Origin of the sequence: Sphingomonas sp. BGYR3 (genome assembly GCF_025153455.1) — a bacterium.
GTDB lineage: Bacteria > Pseudomonadota > Alphaproteobacteria > Sphingomonadales > Sphingomonadaceae > Sphingomonas.
In genome coordinates this window covers 1,990,263-2,007,348 of the sequence record NZ_JANZNT010000001.1, presented here as the reverse complement: position 1 = coordinate 2,007,348, position 17,086 = coordinate 1,990,263, and the positions used below count along the sequence as shown (strand labels likewise).

At 57.6% G+C, this 17,086-nt stretch carries 13 protein-coding genes; 2 read left to right on the top strand and 11 right to left on the bottom strand.

The annotated features are described in order from the left end of the window. Window positions 1–71: 71 nt before the first annotated feature. Both NYR55_RS09495 and NYR55_RS09490 read right to left on the bottom strand, forming a co-directional pair. Entirely contained in the window at window positions 72–1,013 is a 942-nt protein-coding gene (locus NYR55_RS09495; protein WP_260021013.1) for a FecR domain-containing protein, read from the bottom strand. 38 nt (window positions 1,014–1,051) lie between these two features. Then, a complete protein-coding gene (locus NYR55_RS09490) occupies window positions 1,052–1,666 on the bottom strand; it encodes a sigma-70 family RNA polymerase sigma factor (RefSeq protein ID WP_260021012.1) in 615 nt (204 codons plus the stop codon). A gap of 1,255 nt (window positions 1,667–2,921) precedes the next feature. Between NYR55_RS09490 and NYR55_RS14925 the strand changes: the two genes are divergently transcribed. After that, window positions 2,922–7,970: a polymorphic toxin-type HINT domain-containing protein gene (locus NYR55_RS14925; RefSeq protein WP_279338684.1), complete on the top strand. Its 5,049-nt coding sequence runs from the start codon at window positions 2,922–2,924 to the stop codon at window positions 7,968–7,970. Next, window positions 7,967–8,413, top strand: a complete 447-nt coding sequence (locus NYR55_RS09475) for a hypothetical protein (RefSeq protein WP_260021011.1) — start codon at window positions 7,967–7,969, stop codon at window positions 8,411–8,413. Before NYR55_RS14925 ends, NYR55_RS09475 begins: the two co-directional genes overlap by 4 nt. A gap of 107 nt (window positions 8,414–8,520) precedes the next feature. Here NYR55_RS09475 and NYR55_RS09470 read toward each other — a convergent pair whose 3' ends face one another. From NYR55_RS09470 to NYR55_RS09430, 9 genes are all read right to left on the bottom strand, one after another. Next, window positions 8,521–8,886 carry a TrbC/VirB2 family protein gene (locus tag NYR55_RS09470; protein WP_260021010.1) on the bottom strand — a complete coding sequence of 122 codons (366 nt, stop codon included), beginning with the start codon at window positions 8,884–8,886 and terminating at the stop codon, window positions 8,521–8,523. A 45-nt stretch (window positions 8,887–8,931) separates the two neighbouring features. After that, window positions 8,932–9,915 carry a P-type DNA transfer ATPase VirB11 gene (gene virB11 / locus NYR55_RS09465; protein WP_260021009.1) on the bottom strand — a complete coding sequence of 328 codons (984 nt, stop codon included), beginning with the start codon at window positions 9,913–9,915 and terminating at the stop codon, window positions 8,932–8,934. Continuing rightward, window positions 9,912–10,595, bottom strand: coding sequence for a TrbI/VirB10 family protein (locus NYR55_RS09460; RefSeq protein WP_260021620.1), 684 nt, complete (start codon window positions 10,593–10,595; stop codon window positions 9,912–9,914). The genes virB11 and NYR55_RS09460 overlap by 4 nt, the downstream gene beginning before the upstream one ends. 410 nt (window positions 10,596–11,005) lie before the next feature. Then, a complete protein-coding gene (locus NYR55_RS09455) occupies window positions 11,006–11,701 on the bottom strand; it encodes a TrbG/VirB9 family P-type conjugative transfer protein (protein WP_260021008.1) in 696 nt (231 codons plus the stop codon). Further along, a complete protein-coding gene (locus NYR55_RS09450) occupies window positions 11,698–12,462 on the bottom strand; it encodes a VirB8/TrbF family protein (protein ID WP_260021007.1) in 765 nt (254 codons plus the stop codon). Before NYR55_RS09450 ends, NYR55_RS09455 begins: the two co-directional genes overlap by 4 nt. Beyond that, window positions 12,459–13,634 (bottom strand): type IV secretion system protein, encoded by a 1,176-nt coding sequence (locus NYR55_RS09445; protein WP_260021005.1) that lies wholly within the window; start codon window positions 13,632–13,634, stop codon window positions 12,459–12,461. Before NYR55_RS09445 ends, NYR55_RS09450 begins: the two co-directional genes overlap by 4 nt. 14 nt (window positions 13,635–13,648) lie before the next feature. Continuing rightward, window positions 13,649–16,021 (bottom strand): VirB4 family type IV secretion/conjugal transfer ATPase, encoded by a 2,373-nt coding sequence (locus tag NYR55_RS09440; RefSeq protein WP_260021003.1) that lies wholly within the window; start codon window positions 16,019–16,021, stop codon window positions 13,649–13,651. Next, the gene (locus NYR55_RS09435) at window positions 16,000–16,284 is read right to left on the bottom strand and encodes a type IV secretion system protein VirB3 (RefSeq protein ID WP_260021002.1); all 285 of its coding nucleotides are present in this window, start codon (window positions 16,282–16,284) and stop codon (window positions 16,000–16,002) included. Before NYR55_RS09435 ends, NYR55_RS09440 begins: the two co-directional genes overlap by 22 nt. A 4-nt stretch (window positions 16,285–16,288) precedes the next feature. Beyond that, window positions 16,289–16,588, bottom strand: coding sequence for a TrbC/VirB2 family protein (locus NYR55_RS09430; RefSeq protein ID WP_260021619.1), 300 nt, complete (start codon window positions 16,586–16,588; stop codon window positions 16,289–16,291). Window positions 16,589–17,086: the final 498 nt, after the last annotated feature.

Genomic DNA, 17,086 nt, shown 5'->3' with positions numbered 1-17,086 from the left:
CCCCCGGATTAGGCACACCAACGCGGCGTGGCTGGGGGTTCGACGGTGGTCGGCTGCTTTACCCTGGGAATTTATTTTGCCGAGGCGAGGATGTAGTTGCGGTTGGCGTCCTGTGAGGCATCGAGCTTGAACATGCGTCCGATTAGTCGGGCCAGCGCATCCTGGTCGCCTGATTTGAAGGTCCCGGTAAAGCGCAGCCTTCCTAGCGCAGGATCGCGCAGGATGATCGCATGGCGGCCATAGCGGTTGGCAGCGGTAAGAACGTCTGCCAGCGGGGCGCCCTCGAAGGAAAGCATGCCCGAAGGCCAGTTTTCATCGATTGCCCGAGCCTCGACAAGTTTGTCTGGCGCCTCGGCCGAAGTCGCGAGTTGCTGGCCCGGTTTTAGGAGGCGCCCCCTCGTGGCAGAACTGACTGCTGCTGACTGGCGAACCTCGACAGAGCCTTGAAGCAAGGTGACGAGAATAGTGCTATTCCCCAGGTCAACGTCGAATAATGTGCCATGCGCGATGACCTCGCGATGACCCGCATGGACGACAAAAGGTCGCTCTCGGTCATGCGCAACAGCGAACCGTGCGCGCCCCCGGATCAAGTTCAATCGCCGCTCACCTGAATCGAAGCGGACTTCCACCTCGCTATCGGTATCGAGCGTGAGCCGCGACCCGTCTGCGAGCGTCATGCTGCGAATTTCGCCGATCTTGCTGGCGATCACAGACCCGGCAGCCGAATTGGCTGGTATGAGGTTGCCATAGACAAAATTGCCGAGAACCAGGAGCAGCAGCGCGGCTGCAGCCACCTGCGCAGCTCTTACCCAGGATCGGCGCTGGAGGACCGACGCTGGGCGATGCGCCGAGTTATCCGCAAGCAGGGCGGTGTCCTCCCAACTGTCGAGGACAGCATCATAAGCGTCCGCATGCTCCGGGTCGGAGGCATACCATTGCTCGAACCGGTCCATGTCGCCCGCGCTTGGCCCCGCACGCAATCGAGCAAGCCAGGCAATGGCCTGTTCGCGCACAGGATGTGCTGTGCCGTCAATCCTGTCTTTCGAAGGCATCAGTCCTTCAGCGCCCGGTCGAGATGGTCGATTGCCTTGGTCATATGCCATTCGACGCCTTTGACGCTCAATCCATGCCGTTCAGCAATCTCTTTATAGCTTAATCCGTCAATCCGATGAGCGAGGAAAATGGCCCGCGTCTTCGGCTTTAAGCGCAACAACGCCTGTTGAAGTCGATTGAGTTTGTCACGCGCTTCGAACCTCGCCACCGGATCGCAATCGGGGAGGGCGACATCGTCAACCGGGATATGGCGTGCGAGCGATCGGTTGAGCGCTGATCGTGCGCGATCGCGCAGCAAATTTAAGGCGATTCGGTTGAGGTAGGCCTCAGGGCAGTCAACACCTCTATTACCCGTAGCTTCTGCTGATACGAACCGCACAAAGCTATCGTTGACTAGGTCATCCGCATCGTCGTGTCCCGCTCTTCGTTTGAAGAATCGACGTAACTGGGGCGCGTTGCGGTTGTATATGTCTTCTATGTGTAGGACAGATGGAATAATCCGATCGCTGGGAGTGGTGCATTCATCGTCGCTACTGCAGCGCGAATTCAAAGAATTGAAATTTGACGTCACGAACTTGTTCGCAAACCGAACCGAGTGTCGGAAACGATCCATGTTCTTGCAGTGTCGTGACTTCCAAGCATACTATTCCGACCGACGATTGTCTGTGCTCGGAAGACAAGCCGGGTGTTGAGAACATGCTTGAGACATGCGCCAACGCCTTTAGCCGCACGCGGCTTGGACATGCGCATCGGCCACCCGGCCGAACGAATGCTAGTGTCGTCTCTCAAGCGAGGTTCTCACGCCTCGGCACCACCCTCGTGGCACAAATTTAGCTTAACCGCACGATAGTGATAGGCAACCCTTTTTTTAGCTCCGGTTGCTGGAAATATTATAATAAATCTATTTGGGATATTCCGAAATTTTCAAAATGCACTTTAGTAGTATTTATTCGGCATGATATAATTTAATATTATCAAAATAGTAAAAAAGGAAACTATTTTTTATAATTTATAAATATTGTTCTATCTAATACATCAATTTGTAGCGTCTGTGAATAGTTATATCATAGACTGCGGCTGCGATGCATAAATATGCATTACTATTATTTTATATTTTTAATTTTCAATTGATCTAAATAATTATGTTTTTTGATCTAGACAGGAATATTTGATTATGATCAATTACACTTTATGATCGGCTCTGTCGCGTTTGAAGACAGATAGAAATAAGTAATGGAGGGGGAGCATGCAAAATCGCCGCCTGTTCATGACTGGCTCGGCGCTGATAGCGCTTACTGGCGTTAAGCGCGCGGCCGCCCAAGACCAGTATCAATATGACGTGCACGGACGTTTGATCTCGGTCAATCGCATAGACGGATCCAGTGTCAGTACGGCTTTCGATGCAAGCAGTAATCGCACACAAGTAACGGCAAATGGACCCGCTCCGACGCCAAGTCCTAGCGCAACGACAATTCAGCTGACCGGCTCTGCGCCCAAGAACTTGCGGGCGATTGCTAACGCCGCGGGCTATGCCGGCGCCTCGAATGCCAGCTACCGGTTTGAGGTTCCCTCAGGGACGGTGATCCAAGGAGCGGCCGGCGGCGCGGCGGCGGCGGGCGGGACCGCCATCGACACCGGTTCCTGGCCTGCGGGTGTAACGCTCGTCGTAGTCTTGCTGACAGGCTCAATCGTTCGTGGTGGCGGCGGCGGAGGCGGCGGCGGGAGCCTCACGCCATCAATGGGAGGTGCCGGCGGCGCTGCGCTGAGTGCTCAGGTTCCCATGTCCATAGAGGTCCAATCGGGCGCCATACTTCAGGGGGGCGGAGGCGGAGGCGGAGGGGCCAAAAACCATCAATTCTATACACCTTATGGTGGGGGAATGGTCGGCGGGTGCGGCGGCGGCGGAGGCGCCCCCAACGGTGCAGGCGGAATTCCTGCACTTGGAACCAATGGCGGATCAAATGGCTCGCCAGGTAATCCGGGGACCGTATCGGGTGGTGGCACTGGTGGAACTAATACCGGTCCCACCGGGGGCAATGGCGGCAATTATGGAGCTGCCGGCTTTGCAGGCCAGAACGGCGCTGCGGGCGGAGCGGCCGGCTATGCAGTGCGAAAGAATGGCCAGACCGTCACTATCAACAACAATGGAACAATTACTGGGCCGCAAGGCTAAGGTTGGAGGGGGACGAACCATGGTATCACGTAAATTGCTGAGCCTCAGCGCCTCACGCCATGCCCTAGGCGCGCTGATGTCAACCTACCCTAAGCAACATCGAGCGCCAAACCCTTTGAGGCCGATGGCCTTGCAAGTCGCTGCCTATGTAATTGGTTCCTGCGTCGTCGTGTTGCCGACGGCGGCAGTCGCCCAGACGCAAACGGCCCCACCGATTTTCCAGACGGTTGATGAGCATGGCGTGGATCTGCGTACCGGTTCGCTGACCCTCGAACTGGGCAGGATTTCCATCGGTCCTGCCGGGCCTGGTGGACTGGATTATGTTTGGCAAATCGGCGGGATCACGCGGGACAATGCCAGCGGCTTTATCGAGGAGCCGACCACGCAGCAGCCCTATCGCTACATGGTGGTCGTAAAGGGCGTTTCGCACGCCTTTTCGCTCAGTGGCGCACTAGGATCGGGCACCTTCACATCCGATCAGGGCAACGGCTCGACTCTGACCTATGACGCCGGCTCGCAAATCTTCACGCACACTGGACCGGACGGAACGATCGCTACGTTCTCAAAGGCATTGCCCGGAGGCAATCCAGCATCGCCAACAGCCCAGCTGCTGTCGATCACCTATCCGGCAGGGGAAGTGGTGACCTACCATTACCGCTATGCTCCGACGACGGCAGGATCGGTTACCACCCACACCTATTTACTACGATCGGTGGCCACCAATCTCGGCTATCAAATGCGGATCGACTGGCAGCCCACTCCAGAGGATTCCACGAAATTCTACCGGGCGAACGTTACCCTGTTCGACATGGCGGACGTGACCTGCGATCCTGCTGCAGCGAGTTGTTCAATCCCCGGTGTATGGCCATCGCTTACCTATAACCGCAGCACGAAAACGCTTGTTGACACTTCCGGGAAGTCGGTCTCATTCGAAGGGACCGAAATTCATCCGACGAAGATCGTGATGCCGTCCGGTGTGCAAAAAACGTTCAACTTCTCCGCCTACAACGTGCTGGCACCGGGGCAGGTTGCAGTTTCCGCAGTCAATGATGGCAAAGGCACCTGGGCTTATGAATATCCTGCGGGCCAATATGGTGTTCCGGTTGCGCTGGTCACGCGACCTGGCTCGACCATACAGCGAGTTTACAATTTCTCGGGGAGTGGAACTTGGGGTGAGCCTTCCTATTTTCGCGATGAGCTCAGCAATAGCATAAACTATTACTATGACAGCTTTAAGAGACTGACCTATGCTATCTATGGCAGACACGGCAGCTCTGAGTGGCGTCGTGTAGATTATACTTATGACGGACGGGGCAACCGCACCTCTGAAACCCGGACTTCGTCCGATACGACCACACCTGCAATCGGGATCAGCGCTGTATTTCCGTCCACGTGTACGAACCTCAGGACATGCAACAAGCCTTCATCGACGATCGATGCTCGTGGCAAACAAACCGATTATAGCTATGATCCGTCTAATGGTGGGTTGCTGACGGTCGAGGCGCCGGCGCCGCAGGCCGGTAGCCCACGCCCGACCACCCGTTTCTCCTACCAATCTATCGCAGCTAACTATCGTAACGGCAGCGGGGCGATCGTCTCGGGTTCGCCCGTATGGCGACAAACTGTGTTCAGTAGCTGCACGGCGGCGGCAGCTTGTGAGGGTCAAGCGTCACAGGTAAAAACTACCACCGTTTACGGGCCGGATGATGGTCTACTGCCTGTCTCCATCACCACCGGATCGGGCGACAATACGTTGCTGGCGACCACCGGATTGACTTATTATCCTAGCGGCGACGTCAAGACCATTGACGGCCCCTTGCCCGGCACGGCCGATACGACCCGGCGCTATTACGATGCCAATCGGCGACCAATCGGTGAAATCGGACCAGACCCAGACGATGCGGGCCCCCTGCCCCGCCAGGCGACGCGCATCGCCTATGACAGTGATGGACGCGTGGTATCGAACGAGACGGGATCCGCGACGGCTCAGGACGATGCGGCAATGAACGGCTTTGTTTCAGTCGAGCAGAGCTATACCGACTATGATGCCCAAGGCCGCCCCGCCCGCGTGCGCGCGGCAACTGGTGCCGGTACGAGTTCGTTGATGCAGCTGAGCTACACCAACAGCGGTCAGCCGGAATGTATGGCCGTTCGAATGAACCCCGCCGCATTTTCGTCGTTACCGGCATCGGCCTGTGACCTAGGCGCCCAAGGTTCAAATGGACCTGATCGCATCACCAAGCTGACCTACAACCCGATCGATGCCGTGCTGACGAAGACATCGGGATTTGGGACTTCATCGTCGATCACTGAGCACACAGCATATACCATATTCGGAGAGATCGAGCATGTGCGCGACGGCAACAACAATCGCACGAGCTACACCTATGATGGCCAAGGTCGCCTAAAGCGCACCTACTACCCGGTGGCTACGCTGGGTGCAAACGCAAGCTCCACGACCGACTATGAAGAGAATGTCTATCTGGCGAACGGCGATCTTACGAGCTTCCGCAAGCGCGACGGGCGTAGCCTGGGCTACACATATGACGACCTTGGACGCCTTGTGCAGTTGACAATACCCGATGGGTCAGGACTTGCGCCAACGGCTACGCGTGACAAGTTCTTCGGATATGATCTTCTCAATCGCCAGACCCATGCCCGTTTCGACTCGCACTATGGTGAAGGCATAATCAATGGCTATGATGCACTAGGCCGCCTGATCTCAGAGTCACAGGTGATGGACGGCGTCACCCGCAATCTCGGTTATTATTATGACTTGGCCGGCAATCGCACGCGCATCAATTATCCGGATGGCTCATACTTCACCTATGAGTATGACGGGGTCGGCAGGATTGCATTGATCCGGGAAAATGGCGGTCCACTGCTGAAGTCGTATAGTTATAATGCCGCAGGCCGTTGGTCCGGCGAAATATCCCGTGGAGGCGCAATCGCCACGACCGCAAGCTATGATTCATTCGGTCGAATGCAGTCCTTGAACCACGATATGGCGGGCACTGTCGGAGATTTGACTGCGAGCCTTGGCTATAATGCGGCCGGGGAGATCGTCACTCGGTCGCGGGACAATGCAAGCTACGCCTGGGTGCCAACGAGCGGGACGCTCAACTATGTGCGCAATGGCTTGAACCAATATACGACCGTCAATGGTAATCCCTACAGTCATGACTCGAACGGCAACCTAAGCTCGGACGGCGTGACCACGTACGGCTATGACGTCGAGAACCGACTGATCAGCGTCACTGGCGGCGGTCGCAACACCACCCTCCGATACGACGTGCTGGGCCGCCTCTATGAAGTGGCTGCAAACAGCGGAACAACACGTTTTCTTTATGATGGGGGCGATCTGATCGGTGAATATGACACCGGCGGGTCCCACTTGGCTCGCTACATCCATGGTGTTGCTGTTGATGAGCCTGTCGCGTGGTATTCGATCGGCGCGCCCTGGCCGTCTGCTTCCCGTGCATATGCCGCAGACGAAAGGGGCTCGATCGTCGCCGTGACCGATGCGGACGGCAACCGCATCCTCACAAATACTTACGATGAATATGGCACCCCCGGCTCGGATGCAGGCGGACGCTTTCGCTACACAGGTCAGGTGTGGCTGCCCGAAGCTGGCCTTTATTATTACAAGGCGCGAATGTATTCGCCCATGCTGGGCCGGTTCATGCAGACAGATCCGATCGGCTATGGAGACGGGCTGAACGCTTATGCCTATGTCGGCAATGACCCAATGAATATGGTCGATCCCAGCGGGTTGTGTAGCCAAAATCAAGAAAAGCGGGACGCCAATGGAAAGTTGGCTCCAACACCGGGCGGGCCTTGTCCTGATGATATTGTCGTTTGGGGACGTCGTCGAATGTCAGACGAGGACGCCGCACGCTGGCGCGGGGCTTTCTACGACAACTATGTCCGAGGGGTCTGGGACATCGGTAAGACTTTTATCCCAGGTTATGACCTTTACAATTGCATCAATTCTGGTTGCTCGGCGGCCGGATGGGCGCTGGCCGTTGCTGACATAACTCCGGTCGGGAAGGGCGTTAACACCGCCATCGATGTAGCACGATTGCTGAAACGGTTCGGTTGTGGATGCTTCGTGGCTGGCACAATGGTGGCTACGCCGGACGGGTTCGCAGCGATCGAAACGCTCAAGGAGGGAGACCTAGTCCTTTCGAAGAATGAAGCGACTAACGAATTGGGCGCCAAGCCCATCACGGGACTTATCCGACCAGATCCAAAGCCGGTGTTCGCGGTTATGCTGGATGACCCAAATGGCGAGCGCGAATTGTTCCATGCTACCGATGATCATCCGTGGAAGGTGGAAGGAAAAGGTTGGGTCGAGACGAAGGACCTTCGCCCAGGTGATCGTATCGATACAGCTGACGGAGACGATATGGTGCTCGCGGAAGTTATCGATACGGGTAAGGTTGAACAGACGTACACATTGGAAGTTGCAGACTGGCACACTTTTTTTGTCGGAAACGACAAAGTATGGGTGCATAATGCGTGCAAGAAACTAATCAAAGCTGCTGGGGCTCTAGGTTACACCTTAGACAAGAGCGTTCCGAGACAGATGGGGCAGGATGTTTTTAAAAAAGGGCGTAGTTATATTTCAAGAGATGTCACTGAACATAAAGGTGGAGCTTGGAAAATGTTCGAAATGCGCGGTGGTAATCTTGTAAGAACGGGCACTTGGAATAGTGATCTTACGGTAAGGATTGATAAATGAATTATCGATTTGGAATATCTTCTGGAGGAAAACTGAGTGATGACTGTACATTGTCAAAAAACAGTATCTTAGGAACTATATTTATTGGACAATACAGTGAAACAATAATTATCGATACCAGTATCTGGTCTCCTTCAGACTATAATAAAAGTTGGGAAAAAAGTTTAATTAGCCTGATTGAAAAAAAGATTGATACACCGTTCTGCTGCTCTTTAGGTACGAATGATATAAATATTTGGTATGCGATTTACGATATTCAAATCGTAAAGTTTTTGAATGTGATTTCAAAACGCAGTAAATTTGCTGTTTCTGGATTCAGTATAGAAGAAAAAAATAATGACCTTGCTCAAGTGCTGAAAAACCCTCAAGAACACTGGTCCGTTTGGGATCTTGATATGAGGAAACTTAATAGTATTGGAATAACAGATAAGTTAACATGCTAGTGATCTCATAAATAGGGTGAAAATATGGTGATTATCTCATTTCCGAATGCCTTCAGACTTTCGGTGTAAAGTTTTAATCGGTTAGAGGCGCTCGAGATGATTTTTTACTAGTTCTGTAGAGGCATCGAAGCGCCTGCATAGGGATCATTGTTCGACCTCTTACCAGGAACTGTCGAAATGGAGTGAGAGGTCTCGCGCTTGGCCGGTGTCTTGAGCAGAAACAAGCGATTCGAAGTGCTAAGCACACCAAAAGAGATCGCGGAAGCACCGAAAACGATAAAGCATCCCAGCAGTGTCCACCCTGCGCGGCGCAAATCGATCCGCCCGCTGAGCATCGCCAACCCGAGAGAGGCAATCGCAATGATCGCGATGACCGTTGCGACAGTTCCGAGCATGGTTGCCTCGATCCACTGTGCACCGGCCGGAAGGACCGAGCGCCCAACCATGGGTGTCAGCGGGTCATCTCTGGTCATTGCAAAACCCGCCATGCAGCTCGCGTTGTAAGAAAAGCCTGGGCATCATCTGAGACGTACTTCTTCAACCCGCCTCGTGCCCTCGTGCCGACCAAGCTGCACAAACACATCGATGGTCGACCGAACATAATGGACAATGTCATCACGGTTCAGCCGCGTCCCAGCCTGGAGAACCAGCAGCGCAATCTGTTCGATCGCCCGCTCAGTGCTATCAGCATGGACCGTGGTCATCGATCCGGGATGACCGGTGTTGACCGCGCGCAGAAACGCAAATGCCTCGTCGCCACGCAGCTCGCCCAGAATGATCCGGTCGGGACGCATCCTGAGGCTTGCCGCCACGAGGTCATTGGCAGTGACCTTCGCCTCACCCAATTCACTGCGCGCCGCCAGCAGTCCGACCGCATTGGCATGGCGGATCTGAAGCTCGGGTGTGTCCTCGATGAACAATAGCCGCTCGTGCCGCGGCACCTCGCGGAGCAGTGCGTTCAGGAAAGTAGTCTTGCCTGTGGAGGTGCCCCCTGAGATGAGGATGTTCCGGCGTCCCAGCACCGAAGCCTTCAACAAGCCTCCAATGTCACCCTTGCCGAGCAGTTCATGGAGCTTGGCGTTGGCTGCATCCGGCCTCGCTCCACCGATAAGGCCCGCAAAGGCGCCGCTAGCGGTATAGTCGTCAAGCGACAGCTCTTGCACCACATGCTTGCGAATGGCGATGGCGATGTCGCCGCGGGTTGCGGGGGGCACCACAATCTGCACGCGCTCCCCGCCTGGCAGGATCGCCGACAGGAGCGGATGTTCGCGGCTAATCCCCTGATGCGACAGCGCGGCCACCTGCCTGGCCAGTCGCAGCAGCACCGTCGAGGTGAGGCCAGGCGTTTTGTGATGCTCGATCGAGCCGCCCAGGCTTTCGGCCCAAAGCTCGCCCGGGCGATTGATATAGATGTCGGTGACATCGTCCCGGGCGAGGATCGGGAGCAGCGGCGCCAGGCTGGCGTTGAGATAAACCGGATCGAGCGCCTGGACTGCACTCACCGGTCCTGCTCCACGCCAGTAAAATCAAGATCCCGGGCGACGAACACGCTGATGCTGGTGCCCGGCCTTACGGTCAGGGTTGGCGTTACCTGCGAGGGCTGTACGGTCTGAACCGCGCCGCTGAATGAGCCTGGCAATGCGATCACGGTGGGCGAATCCACAGCGCGTGCCGCGAGGTTAGATCCGATATTCAGCATCGACTGCAGGATCGCGCCGCCGAACCGCTCGAAGAAATGGGTGTCGACGCGCGCACGCACGCCGGTTCGCCCGAGCGTGTCCGCAACAGGGGAACCAATCGCAATAGTGGCCCCGTCGGGACGGATCAGCCGGGACCAGATCACCAATGCCCGGTTCTGGCCCGGCACAGCGGTCGATTCATATTCGCCGATCAGCCGACTGCCCTTGGGCACCAGCACGCGGGACCCGTCAAAGCTGTAGACATCGCGCGAGACAATTGCGCGCGCAAACCCGGGCCGCGTTGAATCAAGCGCTGATTCAAGCACCGCCGGAATAAGGCTGCCCTGCACGATCGTTGTCGCGCGATTGGCAAATGCGCCGGCCCGTGCCCGGCTTGTATCCAGACGCTGCGAGGGTGGCGATGGACCAGCAGCGCCTCCCTGGGCCTCTCCGCCTTTAGATACAGGCGGTTCGCTCACACGACCGCCGCTCTGGTCAATCACCAATATGGGCGAGGCTGGATTGCGCTGAGGCTGGGGCGGCGCTGCGATCGGATCGGGCAGTGCTGGCTGGGGATATGGCTGATAGGGCTGCGCCGGCTGAATGACTGGCGAGGGCTGAGCGGGCGATGGCGAAGGTGTCGGCATGGGCGGCCGGACGGGAATCGCCTCGGGCCCTCGAAGCTCGATGACCGGCGCGGGCGGCACATACAGGCTAGGCGGAGGCTCGAACGCTGCCGCTGATGCCGCCCGGACCGCAGGCGCGGCAGGTGCGCGGCGCTGGCTTTCAAGCACAGCGAACAGCGCCAGACCGCCAAGGCTGATCCCCGCAAGACCAATCCATAGTGGGACCGGCTGGCGATCGCGGCCAATGCTGGGCCGGACATCGCGCAGCTCCGAGGGCTGTTCATCGCTCACCGCTTTTTCCCGTCGCGAAGCCGGTCAGCACGCGCCATGCGACGATCGATCCTGAACACGAGCCTTGAAGCAACCGCATCGATCACGAACACGCCATCGCGCATCATGCCGTTGACCAACAGCTCGCGCTTGCCCTCGACCGCATAGACCGCAGGCAGCGCTGCAGCGGCAGGCCATTCGATATAGGTCTTGGCGCCATCGTCGCTGATCCCCTGGGGCCAAAGCGACTTGTCTCCACGCAGGCGGTAGCGATGCTCGGCCTTGCCGGTCGAGGCAGCATCCATCATGCCGGGGCCGGTTACCGGCTTTGGATAGGTAAACTGCACAGTATAGGCGGTGGTCGGCAGCAGCCCTGGATAAGACACCAGGTCGAAGTAATAGCTACGCGTATCGGTGATCACCGTCATGTTGGTGACCACGCCAGACTGGCTGGGCTTCAGGAACAGGTGATTGCCGCGCTGGCTGGTCACCACCTGCCAGGCACCACTGTCACCGAGCGCCACGCTTTCGATTTTCTCATCCGGCGCAAATTCAATGCCGAGCTGATAGCCGACCGCAGCGTCCAGCTGCACGACCTGTTGCGGCCGGTATTCGATGGTTTGGAACCGGCTATTGCCGCCATATTGTTGAGCGGTTGCCGCGCTTGCCAGCAGGCAGCTGGCAGCCAGGATATGGAGAAGCGCGCCTTTCACTGCGTCATTGCCTGGCCGGGATTAACGGGGACTGGTTGCGCTTGCGTTGCCGGGCTGCTGCGTTCCGCGGGCCCTGGTGGCGGAGGGAGGACCTCTGGACTGCGCTGATATTGAGTAACCTGGAAGCCGAGCGGATTGAGAAAGCGGTCCTCGGCACGCATGGGCTCGCCCGAAAACCGGAAGCGCATCACCGCGACAAAGCTCCCGAGCGGCATTGCTGCGCCGCCGACATCGATCCTGCGCCGATCAAAGCGGACCATTGCTGTTTCGGGACCCATTGGCGTCACGCTTTTGACGATGGTCTCAACGATCGTTGACCTTGGAAAAAGCTGAAGCGGACTGTCTGGATTGGACGCCTGCATACCGGCAATGTAGCGCGAACGCGCGCTATCAGCTGACCATAAGGCTACTTTCCGGAAGGTCGGCTGCAGCGCGTTGATGTCGAAGCTTTCGCGGGCGACGACATATTGCACCAGGAACGACTGGGTGAGCGCGGTGTCGCCGTCGATCCGCGCCGGCTCAAGCGGCTTCACCGCCTGGACAAAACCGGTCTGGCGATCGACCAGCAAGGTATAGGGCTCGACCGTCTTCAGCGGCATCATCAGCATGATCGCCAGCGCTTCGAACAGGGCGATCACGGCAAGGGTGGCAGCAACGATCCAGGCGATCCGTCGCGAGCGGCGAAGCGCCGCCTGCCGATCCTGCGACCAGGTAGCGGCTTCGCGGTAGTAGGCGGTGCGATCGGTGGCGGGCTCGCTCATCCGCGCTGCTCCCGCTTGAGAGCGCCTGCGGACACGCGGCCGACCGTTCGGCGCCGGAACGACTGGCCAAGAGGTTGCAGCATCGGATCGCTGACCTGGCGATCGGGCGGTGACGCCTCCATGCGGCCACCGACCAGCGCCACGACTGGCGCGCTCGCACCCTCCCGGCGCTGGCTGCTGGCGATGGCATCGGCAATGATGAGCGCACGCGATCGCTCCTCGCTATCCGAACGGTCAGCGATGCCGGATGGACGCTCGCTTGCGGGCTGGACTGCGGCGATTGGGCTTTGGGACCCAAACCAGGGCCAACCTCTTGGCAGCTGAAAGCCCTTGGTTAGGCGGATCGCTGCGCCAATGACCGCGATCAGCGAAAGGCAGAAAATGAACGTGATCGCGAAGAGCTCGGCGGGTGCATCGGGAACTGCAATCCGCGAGGAACGCGCCGCCAGCAGATCGGTCAGCCAGGGCTCAAGCAGGGCAAGTTCAATCCCGAGCATCAATGTCACTCCGAATGTGCCCAACACCGCCCCCAGCAGCACGCGGACCCAGCCTTCGAAAAGGCCGCGCGTCGTCTCGAACAGGAGGAACAGCGCGAACAGCGGCGCGATCGCCAGGGCCAGCCCGGTGATCAGCCGAACAGCGGCAAAGGCACCGACCACACCCAACAGAAACAGGATGCGGGCACTGCCCAGGGCGAAGGCATCAAAGCCACCAAACGGCCCAAGCGCCTGGCGCGGCTCGCCGATCGGCGGCGTGCCTGCGCCGAACAACGTCATGGCGCCAAGTGCGTCATCCACCGCCGCTAGCCGCAAGGTCATGCCGCCGCCGGCACCCGGCAATCCAGAAGCCCGACCGATGCTCCCGAAGAGCTCGGCCGGGCCAAGCACCGCCGTGTCATAGACCAGCACCTGATAGGCCGGCCAGCTGGTCGCGAGCACCAGCACGATACCGATCTTCACCACCGCCAGCACCGCGTCCCGGATGGTCGGTACATAGCCAAGCAGCATCCGGTAGCCGATGATCGCGACGAAAATAGTCAGCGCCACCGACAGCAGCGTTGCTACCGGCGAACCGGGTGCCGCGAGCGCTGCATAGCCCTCGGCGCCGATGCTCCGCGCCTCGCAATCGACGAAGCGTAGCACGGTCTCCACAAAGTCGCTGCGCGCGCTCAAGGTCGGGCAAGCCATTATGCGCGCTCCAGCAGTTGCGGCATCCAGGCCGAAGGCTCGTCGCCAACGCTCGAGCGGAGCTCATCCAGAATGCGCACGGTCCGTTCACGGCCCGACAGGATGGTCAGCAGATCCTTTTCTCCGGAAAGGTTGAGGCGCGCGACCACGCTGTGCGAGCCATGCTTGATGAGGAAGCAATGCGCGCTGTCCGGCAGGGTTCGGACCAGATCGAACTCATGCGTCGATAGGCCAAAGCCGCCCATATAATCCTCTGCCCGCGCCTTGGGATTGGCCATGAAAATCTGCGTCGCTGCCTGTTCGATGATCGCGCTGGCAATCCTGCTCTCAAGCGCATCCTGCGCACTCTGGGTGGCAAAGCCGACAATGCCGTTGCGTTTCCGGATGGTCTTTTCCCAGTCCTTGATCCGGCGGACAAAAATGTCGTCGTCGAGTGCTTTCCAGCCTTCATCAACCACGATGATTGCCGGGCTACCGTCCAGGCGCTCCTCAACGCGGTGAAAGAGCACCATCATCGCCGGGCTTCTGAGTACAGGATTGTCGAGGATCTGGGTCATGTCGAACCCGACGGTCGCTGCCGAAAGGTCCGTAAGATCGCGCTCATTGTCGAACAGCCAGGCGCGCTCGCCTTCTCCCCACCAGGGCCTCAGACGAGACCAGAGGTCGGCCGCATGCGGGCGATGCCCCCCTCGGAACAAGGCTGCGAGATGCCGAAGCCGCCGATGAGGCAGCGGCTGCTCAAAATTCGCGTCCACCGCATCCTTGATCTGGGCAAGTTCTTCCACATCAGCCCCGCCGGCCAGCAGCGCCAGCCACTCGATCAGGAATTCGCGATTGGCGGGTGTATCGTCGAACTGGAGCGGATTAAGGCCGGAAGGCTCTCCCGGACGGAGAATGTCATATTGGCCGCCAATTGCCCGGATGAAGAGCTCAGCGCCGCGATCCTTGTCGAAGAAGATGATGCGCGGCGAAAACTTCCTCGCTTGAGCAAGCAGGAAGTTAAGCACCACCGTCTTGCCGGATCCCGACGGACCAATCACTGTGAAATTGCCGAGATCGCCCTGATGGAAATTGAAGAAATAAGGGCCTGCTGCCGTCGTCTCGAGCAGCGTTACTGCCTTGCCCCAATGATTGCCATCGACCGATCCGAGCGGAAAATTATGACCGCTGGCAAGCCCTGAGAAATTGCTGGTAGAGACCAGCCCTTTGCGAGCGATATAGCGGAAATTGGCCGGGAACTGAGCCCAATAGGCCGGTTCGAGCGCAATCTCTTCCCGGACACCGATGATGCCAAGATCGGCAAGCGCCGCGAGCACTTCGGCAACCCCGTCGTCCACAATTGCGGGGCTTTCGCCGCGAATGGCGACAGTCAAATGATGCTCGCCAAAGGCAGCGCGGCCGGCGGCCACATCATCCTTTGCTCGCGCGAGTTCGCCGCGCAGGCTCACTGCCTCATCCTCGGCCGACTTCATTCGCCGCAATGCCAGGTTCATGCGCGACAGGGACGCCTGGCGTTCGACAAAGGCAAAGCTTTGGCTGATTGTAAGTTCGAACGGCAGCCGCATCAGCTCATCGAACATCCCTGCCGATGTCTGGGCTGGATAATCCTTGATCGAGACGATTCCGACAAATGTTGCAGGCTCGCTTCCCATCGGGCCAAGTTCAACCAGATCCTGCCCGAAGCTCAGGCGCCGCATCGGCAGATAATGGCCGAGGTCCTCGAGCGGCAGCGCGATCGGGCGCATCTCGCCATTGAGGAGATTGGAAAGGAACTCGAGCGGCTCGGAACAGGGACCAGTGGCAGTCTCATACACGCTGAGCAGCCTGGGGGCATAAGTGCCGAGTGCTGCCATCAAGGCTTCTCGCGCATTGGTGAGCTGGCGAAGTTCATAGGCTTCAGCAACCGCCGTTTTGCCAGTCGGTGATCCGAGCCAGCCGCGAATTCGGTCCAAGGCGCCGACGCGACCCTGCAACGGGCGCCGGACCAGCGTGAGATAGAGGTCGTTCACATAAAGCTGGCGCCCAGCAAGGCGCTGATGCCAGCGCTCGTCAAGATCCGCCGAGAACGCATCGGGAAAACTGCCGGCAGCGCTAGCCTCGACCCGGCGCCGGACCACATGATGATAAAGCGCGAAATTGGAAGAACCGATCGACTGCAACATCGCGTCACGCAGCTGTTTTCGGTAGTTTAGCTCCTCGCTATCCGCAGTTTCGAAGTGGAGGCCACGCAGATGCAGGAACTGCATGATCAAGCCATCACGGGTTTCGATCGTGTGATCGTCGATGTGACGCGCATAAGGCAGATGATGGCCGACCGGCTTCTCCTTCGCGATCACTTTGGGGTCGCGCGTCAGGGCCGGTAGGAATTGCATCGCCACAACGTGTGATTGGCAACGCGCGGGCAACGCGCGATCCGGGTCAACCAAAGGTCGAAGAAGCGGGGTTCGCGCAGGCACAGCAGCACGCCAACCGCATGGATGATGAGCGCCAGCGCGATGACCCAGAAGGACCTGAAGATCAGGAATAGCTCGGCAGCGACAATCGAATTAGCCACAAAGTAACTGTAGGTGACACCGGCGAACATTTGAGGCCGCGTGAGCGCCACGAATACGGTGTCGCGATCGAGCGAGGACATTACGTCAGCCACCAACTGCGGCGGTAGACTGGATACCCGCCACGATGCTGGCTGCCCCAAAAAGAATGAAGCAGCCCAGGATCACGGTGAGGCCATAGCGCCAGTTTATCCGTCCGGTTAGCATCATGAACCCAACCACCGCCACGGCAATGACCGCAGCGACCGTTGCAACGGTGCCGAGCAGAGTGCCGCGCAACCATTGTACCGCTGATACGAAGATACCCGAACCCGCAGGATCAGCAAGATCCTGCGCCACAACAGCGTCCGATACCGCAACGCACACCCAGAAAGCGACCGCAAACAAAGCCACTCGCACCTTGCACCTCTAGAACAACGAATCCCGGAGGCAGCGTGCTTGGCTTTAGACTCGTTGGCAACAGGATATTTCAAGATATCGGTTTCAGACCTATATGACAAAACTCATACGCATGTATCTACAAAATAGTGAAAACCATCATCTTCAACGAAAGGACGTCGACAGGTGCAGTTTGCCAATCTGGGATCGTAAAATACTAGTTTACCTCGTCAGTATTATGTAACATGTTCGTCATATTCCTGAAACATTACCATCCTCGAAGATTTGATTTGACATACTTTCGATGACGAATTTAGAGTGAGTCAAAAATGTATTGCGGCTTATATTAAATTTGAATCAAAGTCGTTCAATGTCATAATAGGCTGCGATTCGCATGACGCCTTCACTTATCTTAGTCTCTCGATTCATTTGGAATAGAAGGAAACTTCGTAGATAAAGATTTGACGCTGTTTCAGCGTATCGTTCCGAATTTATCTACATTAATCG